The sequence below is a fragment of the Streptomyces sp. BV286 genome (genome assembly GCF_019090165.1).
GTDB lineage: Bacteria > Actinomycetota > Actinomycetes > Streptomycetales > Streptomycetaceae > Streptomyces.
On record NZ_JAHRIB010000156.1, the window covers coordinates 92,636 to 111,603 of the forward strand.

At 73.2% G+C, this 18,968-nt stretch carries 16 protein-coding genes; 8 read left to right on the forward strand and 8 right to left on the reverse strand.

Features of this window, described 5'->3' with window-relative positions; all coding sequences use genetic code 11:
* Positions 1–33: 33 nt before the first annotated feature.
* Positions 34–765 (reverse strand): SDR family oxidoreductase, encoded by a 732-nt coding sequence (locus KUF83_RS28015; protein WP_254644484.1) that lies wholly within the window; start codon positions 763–765, stop codon positions 34–36.
* A gap of 159 nt (positions 766–924) precedes the next feature.
* Here KUF83_RS28015 and KUF83_RS28020 point away from each other — a divergent pair, with 159 nt between their 5' ends.
* On the forward strand, positions 925–1,554 hold the full coding sequence (locus KUF83_RS28020) for a dihydrofolate reductase family protein (RefSeq protein ID WP_217457742.1): 630 nt from the start codon (positions 925–927) through the stop codon (positions 1,552–1,554).
* A gap of 42 nt (positions 1,555–1,596) precedes the next feature.
* On the opposite strand, the gene KUF83_RS28025 is transcribed toward KUF83_RS28020, so the two are convergent.
* The 3 genes from KUF83_RS28025 to KUF83_RS28035 all read right to left on the reverse strand — a co-directional run bounded on the left by KUF83_RS28025 (position 1,597) and on the right by KUF83_RS28035 (position 4,025).
* A complete protein-coding gene (locus KUF83_RS28025) occupies positions 1,597–2,829 on the reverse strand; it encodes a PP2C family protein-serine/threonine phosphatase (protein ID WP_217457743.1) in 1,233 nt (410 codons plus the stop codon).
* 366 nt (positions 2,830–3,195) lie between these two features.
* Positions 3,196–3,591, reverse strand: coding sequence for a ribonuclease domain-containing protein (locus KUF83_RS28030; RefSeq protein ID WP_217457744.1), 396 nt, complete (start codon positions 3,589–3,591; stop codon positions 3,196–3,198).
* A gap of 227 nt (positions 3,592–3,818) precedes the next feature.
* The gene (locus KUF83_RS28035; RefSeq protein ID WP_217457745.1) at positions 3,819–4,025 is read right to left on the reverse strand and encodes a hypothetical protein; all 207 of its coding nucleotides are present in this window, start codon (positions 4,023–4,025) and stop codon (positions 3,819–3,821) included.
* 169 nt (positions 4,026–4,194) lie between these two features.
* On the opposite strand from KUF83_RS28035, the gene KUF83_RS28040 reads away from it, so the two are divergent.
* Positions 4,195–5,460, forward strand: coding sequence for a sensor histidine kinase (locus KUF83_RS28040; protein WP_217457746.1), 1,266 nt, complete (start codon positions 4,195–4,197; stop codon positions 5,458–5,460).
* A gap of 151 nt (positions 5,461–5,611) precedes the next feature.
* Entirely contained in the window at positions 5,612–6,283 is a 672-nt protein-coding gene (locus tag KUF83_RS28045; RefSeq protein ID WP_217457747.1) for a response regulator transcription factor, read from the forward strand.
* A gap of 101 nt (positions 6,284–6,384) precedes the next feature.
* Here the strand turns inward: KUF83_RS28045 and KUF83_RS28050 are convergent, their stop codons facing one another.
* Positions 6,385–7,398 carry a Gfo/Idh/MocA family oxidoreductase gene (locus KUF83_RS28050; protein WP_217457748.1) on the reverse strand — a complete coding sequence of 338 codons (1,014 nt, stop codon included), beginning with the start codon at positions 7,396–7,398 and terminating at the stop codon, positions 6,385–6,387.
* 117 nt (positions 7,399–7,515) lie between these two features.
* Between KUF83_RS28050 and KUF83_RS28055 the strand changes: the two genes are divergently transcribed.
* The 5 genes from KUF83_RS28055 (at position 7,516) to KUF83_RS28075 (ending at position 16,818) form a co-directional block, all read left to right on the forward strand.
* A complete protein-coding gene (locus KUF83_RS28055; protein WP_217457812.1) occupies positions 7,516–8,265 on the forward strand; it encodes a GntR family transcriptional regulator in 750 nt (249 codons plus the stop codon).
* A 539-nt stretch (positions 8,266–8,804) separates the two neighbouring features.
* On the forward strand, positions 8,805–9,989 hold the full coding sequence (locus KUF83_RS28060; protein WP_217457749.1) for an ROK family glucokinase: 1,185 nt from the start codon (positions 8,805–8,807) through the stop codon (positions 9,987–9,989).
* The gene (locus tag KUF83_RS28065) at positions 9,986–10,567 is read left to right on the forward strand and encodes a sugar kinase (RefSeq protein ID WP_217457750.1); all 582 of its coding nucleotides are present in this window, start codon (positions 9,986–9,988) and stop codon (positions 10,565–10,567) included. Before KUF83_RS28060 ends, KUF83_RS28065 begins: the two co-directional genes overlap by 4 nt.
* A 93-nt stretch (positions 10,568–10,660) precedes the next feature.
* Positions 10,661–13,501, forward strand: coding sequence for a DEAD/DEAH box helicase (locus tag KUF83_RS28070; protein WP_217457751.1), 2,841 nt, complete (start codon positions 10,661–10,663; stop codon positions 13,499–13,501).
* A 1,313-nt stretch (positions 13,502–14,814) separates the two neighbouring features.
* Positions 14,815–16,818, forward strand: a complete 2,004-nt coding sequence (locus KUF83_RS28075; RefSeq protein ID WP_308403165.1) for an SWIM zinc finger family protein — start codon at positions 14,815–14,817, stop codon at positions 16,816–16,818.
* 16 nt (positions 16,819–16,834) lie between these two features.
* Here the strand turns inward: KUF83_RS28075 and KUF83_RS28080 are convergent, their stop codons facing one another.
* From KUF83_RS28080 to KUF83_RS28090, 3 genes are all read right to left on the reverse strand, one after another.
* Positions 16,835–17,041 carry a hypothetical protein gene (locus tag KUF83_RS28080; protein WP_254644485.1) on the reverse strand — a complete coding sequence of 69 codons (207 nt, stop codon included), beginning with the start codon at positions 17,039–17,041 and terminating at the stop codon, positions 16,835–16,837.
* Positions 17,042–17,118: 77 nt separating this feature from the next.
* Positions 17,119–18,123 (reverse strand): NADP-dependent oxidoreductase, encoded by a 1,005-nt coding sequence (locus KUF83_RS28085; protein WP_217457752.1) that lies wholly within the window; start codon positions 18,121–18,123, stop codon positions 17,119–17,121.
* Positions 18,124–18,214: 91 nt separating this feature from the next.
* Positions 18,215–18,901 carry an SDR family oxidoreductase gene (locus KUF83_RS28090; protein ID WP_217457753.1) on the reverse strand — a complete coding sequence of 229 codons (687 nt, stop codon included), beginning with the start codon at positions 18,899–18,901 and terminating at the stop codon, positions 18,215–18,217.
* Positions 18,902–18,968 lie beyond the last annotated feature (67 nt).

The window sequence follows — 18,968 nt, forward strand, 5'->3', positions numbered from 1 at the left end:
TCCCGCGGTTGTTCTACGTCCGTCCGGCCGGCGTCATGCCGCATGCCCCCCGTCCACCGAGAACTCCGCTCCCGTGACGTACGCGGCCTCGGCGCCGGCCAGGTAGGCCACGGCGGACGCGACCTCGTCGGCCGTCCCGAACCGTCCCACGGCGGTCAGCGCCACCTGCCCCGCCGCGTACGGGCCGTCGGCCGGATTCATGTCCGTGTCGATCGGCCCGGGATGGACGATGTTCGCCGTGATCCCGCGCTCGCCCAGCTCCCTCGCGAGGGACTTCGTCAAGCCGACGAGCGCCGACTTCCCGGTGGCGTACAGGGTGCCGCCGGGGCCCGGCACGCGCTGCGTCATGCACGTACCGATGGTGATGATCCGCCCGCCCGGTCCCATACGGGCCGCAGCCGCCCGGGACGCGAGGAACACCCCTCGTACGTTCACGGCCAGGACCCGGTCGATGTCGGCGAGCGAGAGGCTCTCGATGGGGCCGAGCAGTCCGACGCCCGCGTTGTTCACCAGCACGTCGAGTCCGCCGAGGCCCTCGGCGGCGCGCTCCACGGCGGCCGACGCCTCGTCCGCGTCGGCGGAGTCCGCGCGGAGGGCGAGCGCCCGCCGCCCCAGCGCCCGGATCCGCCCGGCGACGTCGTCCGCCGCGTCCTTGTCGCGCACATAGGTCAGGGCCACGTCGGCGCCCTCCCGGGCGAGCCGTACGGCCGTCGCCGCGCCGATCCCGCGGCTGCCGCCGGTCACCAGGGCCACTGTTCCGTTCATGCCTGCTTGTGTCGTCGTCCGTGTGTTCATGCGTCCATCCCAGCGGCCACGGACCCGGGACGCTGGCGGCGAACGGACACCGAGTTCACCGATGAGTTGCGGGCGCCCCGGCGGTCTGAGCTGATGACAGGACATCCGGCGCGAAAGAAGGCACCCGTCATGGGCAAGCTCGTTCTCACCTCGTTCGTCACCCTCGACGGCGTTTACCAGGCCCCCGGAGGCCCCACCGAGGACCCCGGCGGGGGCTTCACCCAGGGCGGCTGGAGCGTCCCCTACGGCGACGACGACTTCGGACGGTTCGTCACCGAGGTCTTCTCCGGCGTGGGCGCCTTCCTGCTCGGCCGCCGCACCTACGACATCTTCGCCGGGCACTGGCCGAGGATGACCGACCCTGCCGACCCGGTCGCCACGAAGCTCAACTCCCTGCCGAAGTACGTCGCCTCGTCGAGCCTCACGGACCCCGAGTGGGCCGGCACCACCGTGATCCGCGGCGACCTCGCCGAGGAGGTCACCGCCATCAAGGCGAGGACCCGGGGTGAGGTGCAGGTCCACGGCAGCGGAGCCCTCGCCCGGTCCCTCCTGGAACTCGACCTCGTCGACACCGTGCACCTGCTGTCGTTCCCCGTCGTCCTCGGCGCCGGACGCCGTCTCTTCGCCGACGGCGGTGTACCGACCGCGTTCAGGCACACCGCGGCGCGGGTCACGGGCGCGGGCGTGGCCATCCACACGTACGACCTGGCAGGACGCCCCGAGTACGGCACGTACGAACTCCCGGACGCGTCCGCGTGACCCGCGCGGCCGTGCCGGGCGGGACGGGCGCGGCGGAGTCGGTCAGAGGCGGATGACGACCAGGGCGGTGTCGTCGGTGTTGCCGGTGGGGGACAGGAGGTCGGTGAGCAGGGCGTCGGCCAGGGTCTCGGGGCCGGACCGCCGGTGCCGGGTCAGGGCGGCGGCGAGGCGGTCCAGCCCGGCGTCGATGTCCTCGTCACGGCGTTCGATGAGACCGTCGGTGTAGAGGACCAGGGTGGCGCCCTCGGTGAAGGGAACGCGGGCCTGGGGGCGCCGGTGGTGCTCGGGGCGGGCCGCGAGCGGGGGATCGGTGGCCTGGTCGAGGAAGGTGACGGTGCCGTCGGGGTGCAGCAGGGCGGGCGGGAGGTGGCCGGCGCAGCTGTAGGTGACGGTGTGGCTGTCCCAGTCGATGAAGGTGGTCACGACCGTGGTGGACTCGGCGCCCTCGACGAAGCGGGCGTACAGGCCGAGGGCCTCCAGCGCCCGGGCCGGGCCGCCGGCGACCCGGCAGGCGGCGCTGAGCGCGCTGCGCAGCTGTCCCATGGCGCAGGCTGCCGCCAGGCCGTGGCCGACGACGTCACCGACCGCGACCGCGAGGTTGTCGCCGGGCAGGTCGACCAGGTCGTACCAGTCGCCGCACACGTTCAGGGCGTCGATGGCCGGCTGGTAGCGCACGGCCGCCTCGTGCGGCCCGATCGGGACGGGTGCGGGCAGCATCGCCGACTGCAGGGCCAGAGCGACCTCGCGCTCCCGGGCGTGTGCCTGACGCAGCCGTTCGTTGACGTCCTGCAGTTCCCGGGCGCGGGTGTACAGCTCGGCCTCCAGGACGCGGGCGTCGCGGCTGTCGTGTCCGGGGCCGCCGCGGGCGCGGATGAGTTCGGTGACCTCCTCGACCCTGTGTACGACGAGCACCACCTTGCCGTCGGCGCCGAGGACGGGTGCGTTGACCGGGCTCCAGTAGTGCTCTCCCCAGTGGCCCGGGCGGGCGGGGTCCTCGATGTCGTAGCGGAGCAGCGCCATCGTGTCGCGCTCGCCCGTGGAGACGACCCGCAGCATCGACTCGCGGGTCTCCCGCATGCCCGCTGCGGCCGGATCGTTCGGGTTCTCGGGGAAGACGTCGAAAATGTAGCGCCCGAGCAGTTGTTCGCGGGTGCGGCCTGCCAGCCGCAGGAAGTCCTCGTTGGCGTCGATGTACACCAGCTCGGGGGTGAGCAGTGCCACCATGCCGGGCAGGGCCCGGAAGACCGCCGCGTAGTCGATCTGCGGTTTCCTCATGTGCTGTCCGCCTCGACACGGGTCGTCATTGCGTGATTTTCCACGATAGACGTAACGCGGCACGGGCGGAGCACTGATCGCCCCGAAGCCGGGCCGTCGGCCCAGGTCGGCATCGGGTACCTGTCCGGCCCGAGCCGGGGAGCGGCGAAGGGCTCGGCGTCGGGACGGGCGACAGGAACGACCGCTCCGGCGCCTTCCGCGAGGCAGCGGGACGGGCTGCGGCGCTTGAACGGGCCTCGCCCCGCGACAGGTGTGGGGGGTCGCGGGGCGAGGTCTTCGCGCATGCTGTGCGCCTCCCGGCGGAGACCGGCGGCCCGGCTGAACGCCTACCGGGCCGCCGGCGGTTCCGACGGACACAGCGGTGGTTCAGCAGCCGTAGTTGACCAGCCGGAACGAGGCGTAGTGGTCAGCCGTGTAGTAGTCCTCCTGGTGCTCCTCGCCGGTGACGATGCGGCGGGCGCCGCGCGTCGAGGAGCCGGGGGTCTTGACCGTGTACTCGTGGTAATACCCGGTGGACTGGCCGGGAAGGATGCCTTCCCGGTTCTGGAAGACGCTGCCGTCCTGCGAGTAGGGGTAGGGGCCGCCCTGCTCGATCAGGTCGAGCGTGTCGTGCGCCTGGGACGGCAGGCTGCCGTAACAGACGCTGCCGACCGCCGCGGCGGACGTCTCCGCGGCGTTGGCGGTGACGGTGCCGCCGATGAGGAGGGCGGACAGGACAGCGCCCGCGGCGCCGATGCGAGTGATCCGTGGGGGGAATCTCATGCCTTCATGATGACGCGCGTAGATGGTGGCATGTCAATGACAAGTCTGTGGAGTTTCCCGACAAGTCCCATGAGTTTTCCGGGAGTTAACCTCGGGAGCGGCGTCCCATGGAAGGCCTTGAGGCGGTGCCGGTGATGCCTGTCCAGACACCGCTGTCCGCACACCGCCCGTCCGGCCGTCTCCCGTCCGGCCGCCGCCCGTCCGTACTTCGCCTGTCCGGACTCCGTCTATCCGGTCTTGCGGCTCTCGGCCGCCGCGAACAGCGCGAACGACAGCACCACCAGCGCGACGCTCCCGTAGATCTCGCGGCCGTCGAGAAAACCGAGCCGCTGTACGAGACCCCAGTCGCGCATCCACCCGGTGAACTCGTGCACCAGGCCGACCCCGCCCTGCAGCAGAGCGATCACGCCGAGAAACTCCAGAACCTGCTTCATACGAGGATCCTCGCCCCGCCGTCCTCCCGCGTTCATCGGCCGCGGGGCGAGGCCCGGCCGACGGAAGTCCCCGGTGGCGCCGGGGGCCCGGCCGAAAGTCTGCCGCGCCTGCGACTTTGGTAGATGATCAGGCGTCCGGGGCGGTGCGAGCGGTCGCGGATGCGTAGATTTGTCGACCGTGAGTGATATCGCGCCGCTGCCGAAACCCCCGACCACCCCCGTGCGCCGGTGGTTCCTCCCGTCGGCCGTCACTTCGGAACTGGACCCGGACCTCACCGGTCGCAAGGGACGCCCGCGGCGCACCGCGCGGGACTGGGCCGTCGACTTCGCCTGTTTCCTGATCGCCGTCGTGGTGGGCCTCCTCGGCGCCGAGGAGGCGACGAAGGACCCCACCCTCCCGTACGCGGTGGAAGTCCTCGACCAGTCGCTCGGGGCGCTGGCCTGTGCGGCCGTCTGGCTCCGGCGGCGCTGGCCGGTCGGCCTGGCCGTGGCGATGGTGCCGGTCGGCTTCGTGTCGAACAGCGCGGGCGGCGCGGCGATGGTCGCCCTGTTCACACTCGCCGTGCACAGGCCCTTCAGGTACGTCGCGTGGATGGCGGGCGCCAGTCTCGCGCTGCTGCCCGTCTTCTACTGGCTGCGCCCCGACTCGGAGCTCCCGTTCATCGTGGTCGTCGGCCTCGGCGGGCTGCTGACCGTCGCGGTGGTGGGCTGGGGCATGCTCGCGCGGGCCAAGCGGCAGCTCATGATGAGTCTTCGCGACCGTGCGCGGCGGGCGGAGACCGAGGCGGAGCTGCGGGCCGAGCAGGCCCAGCGGCTGGCCCGGGAGGCCATCGCACGCGAGATGCACGACGTCCTCGCCCATCGGCTGACCCTGCTCAGCGTGCACGCCGGGGCGCTGGAGATCCGGCCGGACGCCCCCCGGGCGGAGGTGGCGCGGGCCGCCGGGGTGATCCGCGAGAGCGCGCACGAGGCCCTCCAGGACCTGCGGGAGATCATCGGGGTGCTCCGGGCCTCCGGTGACGACGGCGACGAGTCCGGGCGGCCGCAGCCGACGCTCGCCGCCCTGGAGGGGCTGGTCGCCGAGAGCCGCGAGGCAGGCATGAAGGTCACGCTCGACAGCAGGGTCGTGGACGCGGCCGACGTCCCCGCCTCGGTGGGCCGCACCACGTACCGCATCGCCCAGGAGTGCCTGACCAACGCCCGCAAGCACGCCCCGGGCGCGGAGGTCACGGTCACCGTGGCCGGTGCCCGGGGCGCCGGCGTCACCGTCTCCGTGCACAACCCGCCGCCGCCCGGCGACGTCCCCCACGTCCCGGGCTCCGGGCAGGGCCTCATCGGTCTCACCGAACGGGCCACGCTCGCGGGCGGACGCCTGGAGCATGGACCGGGCGAGGACGGCGGTTTCCTCGTGCACGCGTGGCTGCCCTGGCGTTGAGGACGCGGTGTGAGCCGGTGCGCGACCGGGCGTGCGAGCCGGAGCGTGCGTCGTGTGCCCGGTCGCGCAGGGGCACTGGAGGGGCCGCCGTCCCCGGACGAGCCCGGGAAAAGGGTGCGGTCCGGTGGGGCGGTGTCATTACGGTAGGCGCATGACTCCGATCCGTCTGCTCCTCGTCGACGACGACCCGCTGGTCAGAGCCGGCCTCTCCTTCATGCTGGGCGGCGCCGACGACCTCGAGATCGTGGGCGAGGCCGCCGACGGCGGCGAGGTCGAAGCGCTCGTCGACCGTACGCGCCCCGACGTCGTCCTCATGGACATCAGGATGCCGACGGTGGACGGCCTGGTCGCCACGGAACGGCTCCGCGGCCGCAAGGACGCCCCCCAGGTCATTGTTCTCACCACTTTCCACGCCGACGAGCAGGTGCTGCGCGCCCTGCGTGCGGGCGCCGCGGGCTTCGTTCTCAAGGACACCCCGCCCGCCGAGATCCTCCACGCCGTACGCCGGGTCGCGGCCGGTGATCCCGTGCTCTCGCCCACCGTCACCCGGCAGTTGATGGAGCACGCCGCGGGCGGCGCGCTCGACACCCGGCGCACGACGGCCCGTACGCGTGTCGCCGCCCTCAACGACCGTGAGCGCGAGGTCGCCGTGGCGGTCGGTCAGGGCTGCTCGAACGCCGAGATCGCGACCGGACTGTTCATGAGCGTGGCCACCGTGAAGACGCACGTCTCCCGCATCCTCGCCAAACTCGACCTCAACAACCGCGTGCAGATCGCCCTGTTGACGTACGACGCCGGACTTCTGGAGGAGGACGGGCGCTGAGGCCCGGGTGGCGCGGCCCGGGCGGTGTGAGCGGCGAGGCCCCGGCCCGGGCGCCCCGGCGGCGTCCGGCCCTCGCCGGTGGCGCCGGCCCGGCAGGGAGGTCAGTCCCGGCCGCCGGGGATCTCCGCAAGGTGGACCGCCCTGCGTCCGCGCCGGGACAGTTCGCACGCCTCGGCGATCCGCAGCGCGTGCAGCGCCTCGCGCCCGTCGCACGGGTTGGCCCGCTCGCCGCGCACCACCTCGACGAACGCGTGCAGCTCCGCCTCGTACGCCGGCCCGAACCGCTCCAGGAACCCCGTCCACGGCTTGGTCGCGGCCGGCGGCCCCGCCGCTTCCGTGGACGCGATGGGCGTGCGGTCGTCGAGCCCGACCCCGATCTGGTCCAGCTCTCCGGCCAGCTCCATCCGTACGTCGTAGCCGGCGCCGTTCAGGCGGGTCGCCGTCGCCGAGGCGAGCGTGCCGTCGTCCAGCGTGAGGACGGCCGCCGCCGTGTCGATGTCGCCCGCCTCGCGGAACATCGGGGGCCCGGTGTCCGACCCCATCGCGTACACCTCGGTGACCTCGTGCCCGGTCACCCACCGCAGCATGTCGAAGTCCTGCACCAGGGCGTCCCGGTACAGTCCGCCGGAGAGCGGCAGGTACGCGGGCGACGGCGGTGACTGGTCGGAGGTCATCGCCCGTACGGTGTGCAGCCGGCCGAGCCGGCCGGAGCGCACCGCCTCGCGCGCGGCCGTGTAGCCCAGGTCGAAGCGCCGCTGGAAGCCCATCTGCAGGATCGTTCCGGCTGCTTCGACCTCCGCGATGGCCGTCAGTGTGCCCGCCAGGTCGAGGGCTATGGGCTTCTCGCAGAAGACGGGAAGCCCGGCCCGTGCTGCCCGACCGATCAGTTCGCCGTGGGCCGATGTGGCCGCGGTGATGACCACGGCGTCCACGCCCCAGGTGAAGATCTCGTCCACGCCGGGCGCCGCCGTGGCGCCTAAGCGGTCCGCGAGCCGTCGTGCCCGTGCGGGGTCCGCGTCCGTGACGATGAGGGAGCCGCCCACCTCGCGGTGACGACTGAGGGCGGTCGCATGAAATGTACCGATACGACCCGTCCCGATGAGTCCGATGCGCATGGGACCAAACTGAGGGCGGACCCTACACCCTGTCAACGCTTTGTCCGGACAATCGAACTTCACAACTTCCCGTCATCATTCACCGGAGCTACGCTCGGGCCCGTGCCGAAACCAGATGTGGACCCGACCGCGCCGCTCCAGCTCAGCGTCGACCGGAACAGCCCGGTGCCGCTCTACTTCCAGCTGGCCCAGCAGCTCGAAGCGGCGATCGAGCACGGCGCCCTGACCCCTGGCAGCCTCCTGGGCAACGAGATCGAGCTCGCCGGACGCCTCGGCCTGTCCCGCCCCACGGTCCGCCAGGCGATCCAGTCCCTGGTCGACAAGGGCCTCCTCGTGCGCCGCCGGGGCGTCGGCACCCAGGTCGTGCACAGCCAGGTCAAACGCCCGCTGGAGCTCAGCAGCCTCTACGACGACCTGGAGGCGGCGGGACAGCGCCCGGCGACCCGCGTCCTCGTCAACACCGTCGTCCCGGCGTCGGCCGAGGTGGCGGCCGCCCTGGCGGTGGCGGAGGGCAGCGACGTGCACCGGGTGGAGCGGCTGCGCCTGGCCCACGGCGAGCCGATGGCGTACCTCGGCAACTACCTGCCCCCCGGCCTCCTCGACCTCGACAGCTCACAGCTGGAGGCCACCGGTCTGTACCGGATGATGCGCGGCGCGGGCATCACCCTGCACAGCGCCCGCCAGTCCGTCGGCGCCCGTGCCGCCACGCTCGTGGAGGCCGAGCGCCTCGACGAGTCCGAGGGCGCCCCGCTGCTCACCATGCAGCGCACCACCTTCGACGACACGGGCCGCGCCGTCGAGTTCGGCTCCCACACCTACCGCGCCTCGCGCTACTCCTTCGATTTCCAGCTGCTCGTACGCCCCTGACCTGGTACGACTCCGCTGCTGCGGCGGCGCCAGCGCATTTTCCGCCGGGTTCGTCACCGGTGTGGGCGGAGCGCGTCCAGGACGCCCGCGAGCCAGTGCCCGCCAGGGACAGGGCCGCGGCGGACCCACTTCGCCGAACCGGCGCCAGGATCACCCACTCGGGTGATGGAGACACCTCCCGGGGCATCACCCGGAACGGCTCCGAGCGGACGCGTCCGAGAAAAACATCTCCGCGGAGGACCCGATCCGCCGAATGGCGGATGGCGGCGAGCCGGACGTCTCGCTGACCCGCAGCAGCCGCCGGCCGACGACATCGACGAACAGGAACGACACATACCGCGCGCCAACCACCCCGGAGCCGGGAAGCCGCCTGCCCCGGCAGCGTGACGACCGGGGGCGCGGGCGACCGCGCGACCAGCCACGACGAACCCGCGCCCCACGGACGACCGCGGCCCACCGGGCCGCCCCGGGTGTTCCCGGTGCGGAGCGAGGGGGCGCCGCCGTGCGGTCCGGCCGCGGCGTGCGGCAGAATCGGCGCGATGAGCACCTACCGCGACCTCGCACTCCCCAAGGCGCTCGGCTCCGCCAGAGCCGCGGGCGCCCCCATCGGCTCCCGCCGGTCCACCGTCCTGCGCACCGTGGGCACGCGTGAGCGCCGTTCCCACCTGACGGCACCGCGCGTACCCACCGTCGGCATCGACATCGGCGGTACGAAGGTGATGGCGGGAGTCGTCGACGCGGACGGCAACATCCTGGAGAAGGTCCGCACCGAGACCCCCGACAAGTCCAAGAGCCCCAAGGTCGTCGAGGACACCATCGTCGAACTGGTCCTGGACCTCTCCGACCGGCACGACGTGCACGCGGTCGGCATCGGCGCGGCCGGCTGGGTCGACGCGGAACGCAACCGCGTCCTGTTCGCGCCCCACCTGTCGTGGCGCAACGAGCCCCTGCGGGACCGCATCGCCGGACGCCTCGCCGTGCCCGTACTGGTCGACAACGACGCCAACACGGCCGCCTGGGCGGAATGGCGCTTCGGCGCGGGCAGCGGCGAGGACCACCTCGTCATGATCACGCTCGGTACCGGAATCGGCGGCGCCATCCTGGAGGACGGGCAGGTCAAGCGCGGCAAGTTCGGTGTGGCCGGCGAGTTCGGCCACATGCAGGTCGTCCCCGGCGGCCACCGCTGCCCGTGCGGCAACCGCGGCTGCTGGGAGCAGTACAGCTCCGGCAACGCGCTGGTCCGCGAGGCCCGCGAACTCGCCGCCGCCGACTCCCCGGTGGCCTACGGGATCATCGAGCACGTCAAGGGCAACATCTCCGAGATCACCGGCCCGATGATCACCGAGCTGGCCCGCGAGGGCGACGCGATGTGCATCGAGTTGCTCCAGGACATCGGCCAGTGGCTCGGCGTCGGCATCGCGAACCTCGCGGCCGCGCTCGACCCGTCCTGCTTCGTCATCGGCGGGGGCGTCAGCGCCGCCGACGACCTGCTGATCGGCCCCGCGAGGGACGCCTTCCGGCGCCACCTGACCGGCCGCGGATACCGCCCCGAGGCCCGCATCGCCCGCGCCCAGCTCGGCCCCGAGGCCGGCATGGTCGGCGCCGCCGACCTCGCACGCCTGGTCGCCCGCCGCTTCCGGCGCGCCAACCGCCGCCGCGTCGAGCGCTACGAGCGGTACGAGCGGTTCGCCGAGTCCCGCCGCTCGGCGCAGGAGACGCTGTGACGGCCTCGCTGCCGCGCCAGGCCTCGCCCCCGGACGAGCCGTCGCGGCCGCCCGAGGACCGGGGCCGCACGATCCGCCGCCGCGCCCTGACACTTCTGATCATCGTGCTGCTCATCGGCGTCCCGGCCGGCTACCTGGTGATCTCCGCCAACCAGAGCCGCGACAGCGGCAAGGACAAGGAGGCGAAGTACTCGGCGACCGGCCTGACCCCGGGCTGGCCCTCCCGTGTCCAGCGCCGCCTGTACCAGGTGCCCATCCCGGGCTACTCGGCCGAGGTGGCGTACTACGAGACGAACAACTGGAAGACCAGCCGCCTCTACGTCCAGTTCCTCACCAGCGACGAGGCCCTCGACCACTTCCTCAAGACCATCGGCACCAGCCGTGCCGCCCTGAAGAAGGACGACATCGCCATCGGCGCCCGTGACCAGAGGGTCGTCGGCTGGGAGTTCACGGGACCCGGCCCCTGGTCGGGCCTCAGCCACGCCAGGAAGAACCCGACCCCCACGCAGGACATCGTCGTGAACTGGTCGAAGCCCGGCCACCCCATGGTCTACGTGGTCTCCAGAACGACGCCCTGACCGCCCCGCTCCGCCGCCGAGCCGCATTGTCGGACCCGGCCCGTAGAGTCGAGGACGAGTGATCCGTCCGGGGCGAGGGAGGTGGCCGGGAGCATGAACGCGGGGGAGACGCGTGCCGATTCCGGCACCGCGCCCGAGGTGTCCGTCCGGCTGGCCGCCGTGTTCCTGCCCGCCGCGCTGCCCCGCGACGGGCGGATGGCCTTCTGGGACCCGGGCGGCGACACACCGGTCCCCGCCCCGGACACCGAGCTGACGGTCGTACGGCGGCACGGGACCGGGGCCCGGCGATGGTCGGCCCCCGCACTGACACTGCCCGTCACCCAGGCGCTGCCCCTGCTCGTCCGGGCCAGGCGTGATCTTGCCGCGCACCCCGCCACGGCCTGCTGGGGCGCCGCCGCACTGCACGCGCTGCGGCTCGTCGCGCGCGGTCGACTGCTCCCGGGCCTGACAGCCGACGGATACGACGCCTGGCGGGCCGGCCCCCTGGACCCGGACGACATCGCCCACCTGCGGGCCGTCGCCGCGGCCCTCCCGTTCGAGGGGCACGCCGTCCCCCTGCCGGGCAGCGGCCCGCTCCGGCTGCCCGACCCGGAAGCACTGACACGTGCCTTCCTGGACGCGGTCGCCGACGCCCTGCCCCGTACCCCGGCCGCTCCGTACGCCGCCGGGAAGCCCTTCGCGGCGGCAGGCCCTCAGCGACTGCCGGGTGCCCAGGACTGGGCGGCGGAGGTCGCCGCGGGCATGGACGCGGGCGTCCGGATCTCCCTGCGCCTGGACCTGTCGGCGTACGAGCTGTTCGACGACAGCGAGGGCGCGCGGCGGGCGGGCGCGGCCGTCGTCCAGGTGCACAGCCTCGCCGACCCCACCCTCGTCGTCGACGCCGCGAGCCTGTGGGCGGGCGCCGCCGACACCACGTTCGGCCCGCGCGCCCGTGTCGACGCCGCCCTCGCCGTGCGGCGCGCCGCCCGTGTCTGGGCGCCCCTGGACCGGCTGTCCGCGCAGGACGTGCCGGACGTACTGGCACTGTCCGAGGGCGAGTTGTCGGACCTGCTGGGTGTCGCGGCGACTCGCCTCGGCGCGGCCGGGGTCGCCGTGCACTGGCCCCGTGACCTCGCCCAGGACCTGAGCGCGGCGGCGGTCGTCCGCACCGCGCCGGGCTCGGCCACGGACGGTACGGGCTTCTTCGAGAGCGAGGAACTGCTCCAGTTCCGCTGGCAGTTGGCGCTGGGTGGTGATCCGCTCAGCGAGGCGGAGATGGACGCCCTGGCCGAGGCACACCGCCCCGTCGTCCGGCTGCGCGACCAGTGGGTGCTCGTCGACCCGGCCCTGGTCCGCAAGGCCCGCAAGCGCGAACTGGGTCTGCTCGACCCGGTCGACGCCCTCTCCGTCGCGCTCACCGGCACCGCGGAGGTCGACGGCGAGACGGTCGAGGCGGTGCCGGTCGGCGCGATCGCCGCCCTGCGCGACCGTCTGACGGCGGGACTGCTGCCCGCCGAACCACCCGCCGCGCTCAAGGCGACCCTCCGGGACTACCAACTCCGCGGACTGGCCTGGCTCGACCTCATGACGTCGCTCGGTCTCGGCGGCTGCCTCGCCGACGACATGGGGCTCGGCAAGACCGTCACGGTCATCGCCCTCCACCTGAAGCGGGCACGCACCGAACCGACCCTCGTCGTGTGCCCCGCCTCACTGCTCGGCAACTGGCAGCGGGAGATCGAGCGGTTCGCCCCCGGAGTGCCCGTGCGCCGCTTCCACGGACCGGAGCGCTCCCTGGCCGACATGGACGGCGGTTTCGTCCTGACCACTTACGGCACGATGCGGTCGACGGCGCCGCGGCTCGCCCAGCAGGCATGGGGCATGGTCGTCGCGGACGAGGCCCAGCACGTCAAGAACCCGTACTCGGCGACGGCCAAGGCCCTGCGGACGATCCCCGCACCGGCCAGGGTCGCCCTGAGCGGCACACCGGTGGAGAACAACCTCTCCGAGCTGTGGGCCCTGCTCGACTGGACCACGCCGGGGCTTCTCGGCCCGCTGAAGTCCTTCCGCGCCCGGCACGCACGCGCAGTGGAGAACGGCGAGGACGAGGAGGCCGTGGCCCGCCTGTCCCGCCTGATCCGGCCCTTCCTCCTCCGGCGCAAGAAGTCCGACCCGGGCATCGTCCCCGAGCTGCCCCCCAAGACGGAGACGGACCATCCCGTCCCTCTCAGCCGTGAACAGGCCTCCCTGTACGAGGCCGTGGTCCGCGAATCGATGCTGGCCATCGAGTCGACGGAGGGCATCGCCCGGCGCGGCCTCGTCCTGAAGCTCCTCACCGCGCTCAAGCAGATCTGCGACCACCCCGCGCTGTACCTGAAGGAGGAACCGGACGGGCGTCCCAGCGGCTCGGGGGCGGCTCGGCAGGCCGCCCGTTCCGGGAAACTGGCCCTGCTCGACGAGCTGTTGGACACGTTGCTCGCGGAGGACGGTTCGGCGCTCGTCTTCACGCAGTACGTGGGGATGGCCCGGTTGATCACGAACCATCTGGCGGCGCGGGCGGTCCCTGTCGAGCTCCTTCACGGGGGCACGCCGGTGGCGGAGCGCGAACGGATGGTGGACCGTTTCCAGAGCGGAGCGACGCCGGTCCTGATCCTGTCTCTCAAGGCGGCCGGGACAGGCCTCAACCTCACGCGCGCGGGGCATGTCATCCACTTCGACCGCTGGTGGAACCCCGCCGTCGAGGAACAGGCCACCGACCGCGCCTACCGCATCGGCCAGACCCAGCCCGTCCAGGTGCACCGCCTCATCACCGAGGGCACCGTCGAGGACCGCATCGCCGACATGCTGGCTTCCAAGCGGGCTTTGGCGGACGCGATTCTCGGCTCGGGCGAGGCGTCCCTGACGGAGCTGACCGACCGTGACCTGTCCGACCTGGTGTCACTCCGGAGGTCGGCGTGATGACTCCGAGGGATAGACGGGACAAGGCGGACGGGCCGCACGAACATCCGCCGGGCGGACGGGACGTGCCGGCGGGCGAACGCTCACCGACCGTGGCGGGGGTGCCGACGGACGAGAGCCCGTCGACCGTGCCGGGTGCGTCGCGCGACGAGCCTTCGCCGGATGACGCGGGCGTGGCGCCGGGCGAGACGAGTCGGGAAGAGCCCCGCCTGGTGAGGCGGACCGGCTCGACCGCAGGGGCGGGCCGGATGCAGGAAGGCTTCGAGGCCGAGGAGGCGCCGCGGGGCGAGGGGGCGCTGCCGGGCGAGGGAGCGCTGCCGGACGAGGGGGCGCCCGAGGCCGACCGGGTGCTGCGGGAAGAGGGGATGTTCAAGGCTGCCGACACGGTGTCTCCGGCTGACGACTCCCGCCCCGCGGGCTGTCGCCCGGAAGAGGGGCCGCGGCCCGCCGACGCCGCCCGTCGTGCCCTGCGTGCGGCCCGGCGGGGGGAAGCCGGTATCGCGGGTTCAGACCCGGCGGGGATGTCCTCCGCCACGTCGGGCGCGCGTCCCGCGTCGGGTTCAGCCCCGACGTCGGGTCCCGACGCGACGCCGGGTGAGAGCCCCGCGTCCGTGGCGCACCCTGCGTCGGGCAAGGGCAAGGGCAAGGACGAGGGCAAGGGCTTCGGGCCGGGCGCGCGCCCGGCGTCGGGCGAGCGCTCCGGGGCTGCCGGGCCGGGCAGGGGAGTCGCTGAAGGGGCCCCGGCGCCAGGGCCCAGGCCTGGCGATGTCGCGCGCGAGGCACTGCGGCGGGCCGTGGGCCGGACCGGTGGTGGCGCCGCTGCCGCGGGGACCGAGGGTGCACAGGGGACCCCGGATCCCGGACACACCACGGGACCGGATGCCGAGAGGCCGGGCGCCCCGGGCTCGCGTCCGGCGTCTCGGCATCCGGTCGCCGACTCGACGGCGACAGGCCGACCGGACACGGCCGTCGGACCGTGGGCGGGCGGCCGACGCAAGACGACTCCCGGGTCACAGGCCGTCAGTCGGGCCGACGCGGTCGCCGAGTCGCCGCCGAGCGGTCGGACCTCGGAGGCCTCCGAGTCACCGCGGACCGGCCGGCCCTCTGCGCGCTTCGGTTCGACGGCGGCCGGTCCCGCTGACGCCGCCGCCCCCGAGCCGTCGGGAGGCGGTCTCCCAGAAGCGGTCTCCGAGCCTGCGGTCTCCGAGCCTGCGGTTTCCAAGACTGCGCCGAGCGGTCGGCCCGATGAGGTGTCCGGGGCGCCGGAGAGTGGTCCGCCCGGCGCTGCTTCCGCCGCGGCGCGCCCTGGCGACGTGGCCCGCGAGGCCTTGCGTGCCGCGCGAGCAAAGGCAGAGCGGGAGCGAACGGCCGCGCAGGGCAAGGGAGTCGGGGCCCGAAGGCGACGGGGCGGCGCCGAGCCGACCGCTCCCGGACCGCGTCCCGCCACGCCGAACCGCGAGGCCGCGGCCAAGGTCCGGGAACTGGCCGAGAGGCTGGGGGACATCTTCGAGCTGTCGTCCCGGCTGGAGAGGGAGGACCGGACGGACGGGCCGGACACCGATCCGGGCAGCACGCATCGAGCGGTGACACCCGGCGCCGCCGGAGACGGCAGCCCGGCCGACACGGACACGGACACCGACCTCGGCTCCGGGCCTGGCGACGCCGACGCGCGCGGCCGGGACGACGATGCCGAGGCAGGGCCCCGATCTGTCGACGCCAGGCACCGGTTGGCCGGAGCCGGAGCCGGAGCCGGAGCCGGAGCCGGAACCCGGCCGGCCGACGCCGACGCCGACGCCGAGTCCGCCGCCGGCCGGAGGCCCGACCACACCTCGGCTCCGGGCTCCCGCACCACGCCCGCCGACGATGGCGCCTCGGCGCACCGTCGGGCGGGACGCGACGCCCTGTCCGAGTCGGTGTCCGACGACGACCTCTCGCATCTCGCCGGCAGTGCCGCCGGCACCGAGTCGGGCGCCGTGGGACCGGCCGACTCCGACGCGTCGTGGCCCGAGCCGCACTCCCGCCCCGCGCAGAGCCTCCCGGCGGCCGCTCGTTCCATGGCCGCCCCGGCCCGTGACGGTGAGCTGCGGCGTACCTTTCCCGCGCTGCCGCCGCGGCCGCCGGGCGCCGACGGGTTCGCCGGGACATGGTGGGGCAACGCGTGGGTCGCCGCGCTGGAGGAGATGGCGCTGGACGCGGCGCGACTCGGCCGGGGCAAGACGTACGCGGGACAGGGGCACGTGGATGCCATCACTGTCACACCCGGGCTCGTGCTCGCCTACGTGCACGGAAGCCGTCCGCGACCGTACCGCGTGCAGATCCGGATGCGTACGCTCCCGGACGACGACTGGGAGCGCTTCCTCGACACCGCTGCCGCACATCCGGGCCACATCGCGGCGTTGCTCGACAAGGACCTGCCCCAGTCGCTCGCGGACAGCGGAGTGGGCCTGCTCCCCGGCCCCGGTGACCTGGTACCGCGCTGCAGCTGCCCCGACTCCGGCCACCCCTGCAAGCACGCGGCCGCCCTCTGCTACCAGACCGCACGGCTGCTGGACGAAGACCCGTTCGTCCTCCTCCTGTTGCGTGGCCGGGGCGAGCGTGAACTGCTGGACGAGCTGTCCCGGCGCAACGCGACCCTGGCCGCCCGTTCGGCCCGTTCCACCCGGGAACCGGCACTCCCCGGAGTACTGGCCCGTGACGCCGTCGAGCCTCGTACGCCGTCACCCCTGCCGGTTCCGCTGCCGCCGCCTCCGCATCCGGAGCAGCCCCCGGCCTACCCGGCGTCCCCCGGCGGCCCCGACCCGTTCGCACTGGACCAGCTGGCCACCGACGCGGCCGCCCGCGCGCATGCCCTGCTCACCACGGGCCGCGACCCCCTCGCGGAGCTGACGCTGTGGCAGGACGCCGTCCGCCTTGCCGCCAACCGCCCGGGCTCCGGCCTCACCGCCACCACCCGGGCCCTCTACGCGTCCCTGGCCACCGCAGCGGGCCGTACCCCAGCCGATCTGGCGCGTGCGGTCGCCGCCTGGCGCCAGGGCGGACTGGAAGGGCTCGCCGTCCTGGAGGAACCCTGGGACCCTCCGGCGGGTCGATTCGACCGGGCCCGGCCACTGCTCCTCGCGGCGGACTTCCCCGCCTTCCGCCCCTGGCACAACCACCTCACGCACCCTCGTGGCCACATACAGCTCCGCCTCGGCCACGACGGCCTCTGGTACGCCTATGAGTCGGAGCCGGGCCACGACGACTGGTGGCCCCGGGGCACCCCCGACCTCGACCCGGTCGGCGCTCTCACCGGCCTGGGCTCACCCACCGACCTCTGAATCGTGCTGCCGCGAGTCAGCGGGACTCCGCGATGCCGAACGCGGTCAGGGCATTGTGGATGCCTTCTTCGAGGAGGGCGTCGGAGAGCCGGCGGTCGGTCAGTGCCCGGGAGAGCTGCAGGGTCCCGGGCATCATGGCGTAGACACTGAGGACCTTCGTGCGGGCCGAACGCGGATCGGAGGGCGCGAGCCGCTCGGCGGTACCGTCGACGACCATCAGCACGCCGTCGGTGTAGGCCTGCTTGCCGGACCCTGGCCACGACTTGGGCCCGCCCTCGGTCTTCGGGGTGGGTCAACCGTTCACGTCATCGTGACGACCACCTTGCCGGCCTTCGCCCGTCCCTCCTCGGCGTAGTCCAGTGCCTCCGGTGTCGACTCGAACCCGAAGACGCGGTCGACGACGGGACGGATCCGGCCCGCGTCGACGAGCGCGGCGATCTCCCGCAGCTGGTCCCCGCCGGCCCGCATGAACAGGAACGAATACGTCACCCGGCGCCTACGGGCGCGTCGTCGGATGCGGAAACTCAGCGCGCTCATCACCAGCCGGACGACCGGGTTCGCCCCGAGCTCCCTGGCGAAGGCCGCGTCCGGGGGGCCCGCGATGCTGATGGCCGTCCCGCCGGGCTTGAGCACCCGTAGCGACTTCTCGAGGTTCTCACCGCCGAGCGGGTCAAGGACGACGTCGTAGTCCCGCAGGACCGTCTCGAACGCCTCCTTCCTGTAGTCGACGACGACGTCCGCGCCCAGACTTCTCACCAAATCGGTGTTGGCCGTGCTCGTCGTCGTGGCCACGCTCGCACCCAGGTGCTTCGCGAGCTGGATGGCGACGGTGCCCACACCGCCGGAACCGGCATGGACGAGAACCTTCTGACCTGGTCGCACGTGCGCCCGCTCGACCAGCGCCTGCCATGCGGTCAGGGCGACCAGCGGAAGGGACGCGGCCTCTTCCATGGTCAGCGTGGCGGGCTTGAGCGCCACGTCGTCCTGGTGCACCGCGATGAGCTCGGCGAACGTGCCGATGCGGTCCTTGTCGGGCCGCGCGTAGACCTCGTCGCCCACGGCGAAGCGCGTGACGGCCTCGCCGACCCTGATCACGACCCCGGCCAGGTCGTTGCCCAGCACGAACGGAACCTTGTACGGCAGGATCGTCCTGAACTCCCCGTCCCGGATCTTGTGGTCGAGCGGGTTGACGCTCGCCGCGTGGACCTGGACCAGGACGTCGTCCGCGCCCACCCGTGGGTCCGGCATCTCACCGAGGCGCAGGCCGTCCTTGCTGCCGTAGCGCTCGACCCTGAAGGCCTTCATCGCCTTCCCCTTCTCTCTGTCTCGTCCCTCTTCGGTCTCGTCTCACAACATGCGTGACATGTGACGCCGCCGCTGTCCGGGCAAGCGGGCTTCACGCCGGGTCCGGGGCGGCAGCCAGGCCCTGCTTGACGTACCGGGTGGTGTCGTCGGCGAGGACTTCGAGCCGGCCCTCCTCGAGGCCCGCGAGTGCCTGGGCGGCGACATCGGCGGGGTCGGCCTTCTGGTCGGCGGGGATGCTCGCGGCCATCTCGGTGTCCATGTATCCGACGTGCAGCGCCGACACGCTGATGCCCCGGGGCGCCAGCTCCTCCCGGCTCGCGTTGGTCAGCGCCCATCCGGCGGCCTTCGCCGCCGCGTAGGCCCCGAGGCCGGCGGGGTGCAGCCAGGAGAGCACCGACAGGACGTTGAGGACGGCGCCGCCGCCGTTGCCCTCGATGACCGGGGCGAACGCCCGGGTCACGGCGAGCGGCCCGAAGAAGTTCGTCTCCATCTCCAGCCGCACCGCGTCAGGGTCGCCGGCGATCAGAGGGGTGGCGGTGGAGATGCCGGCGTTGTTCACCAGCAGCGTCGCGTCGGACGCGACGCTGACCGCGGCCCGGATCGACTCCTCGTCCGTTATGTCCAGGCGCAGCGGGATCACACCCGCCAGGTCGACGGTCTCGGGGCGCCGCGCCGCCCCGTACACCTTCGCGCCGCGCTCCAGGAGCTGGGCGGCCAGATGGCGGCCCAGTCCCCGGTTGGCGCCGGTGACCACCGCGACAGTGTTCTTCAGTTCCATGGCTGCTCCCCAGTGCTGCGGGGCCCGACAGGACGGCCCGCCCAAGTAGATTACGGTCGTAATCTAA